The following is a 756-nucleotide window of genomic DNA, read 5'->3' on the forward strand; positions in this document are numbered from 1 at the left end:
TTCATCTTCTGCTCAGACGCCGGTCTTGCTTCAGAGAATAACCGTTTATTCAACCATACAGGAAAAAGAGGGTTCATTGTCACTCAGTCTATAAAAAAACTTGCAGCTGAATACAGAGAGGCAGCGCTTAACAGAACAGGATTCCGGAGATTATCGGATGGAAAGCCGGCGGACCTGGAGCAGTTAAACGAAGCTGATTCTCAGGAACTGTTTTATAAAGAGGAGCCTTACAGTTCAAAGAAGCTGGAGCAACGCCTTATTATCACCTACTCCCCTAAATATGCTGCCTATCAAAAAGACCTGCGGGAAAAGCAAGTACAGCGGGCAATGGATATGCTTAAAGATGGAAAACATAAGAAAACCAGAAAAAATCCAAACGATCCGGCTAGATTTATAGACAAAGAAGCTGTTACAAAAGATGGTGAGACTGCAGATATCTTATACTATCTGGACGAAGCAAAGATTGCAGAGGAAGCAAGGTATGACGGGCTTTATGCCGTCTGTACAGACCTGTTTGATGACCAGCCAGGAGACATTCTTAAGGTGAGTGAAGGCCGGTGGCAGATAGAAGCCTGCTTTCGGATTATGAAGACTGACTTTCTGGCAAGACCTGTATATGTCCAAAGAGAGGACCGGATCAAAGCCCATTTCCTAATCTGCTTCATATCGCTGCTGGTCTACCGTCTGTTAGAAAAGAAACTGGAAAAGAAATATACCTGCAGCGAGATTCTGGAAACGCTCAGAAAATTTCAATTT

1 protein-coding gene is annotated in these 756 nt (G+C 43.5%); it reads left to right on the plus strand.

All coding sequences use genetic code 11. The features are described from left to right. Window positions 1–756, plus strand: a 756-nt coding sequence (locus NE473_RS30055) for an IS1634 family transposase (protein WP_155561017.1), incomplete at both ends; no start/stop codon positions are given.

It is taken from the genome of Hungatella sp. SL.1.14 (genome assembly GCF_024460495.1).
In the GTDB taxonomy this organism is placed as follows: domain Bacteria; phylum Bacillota; class Clostridia; order Lachnospirales; family Lachnospiraceae; genus Hungatella; species Hungatella hathewayi.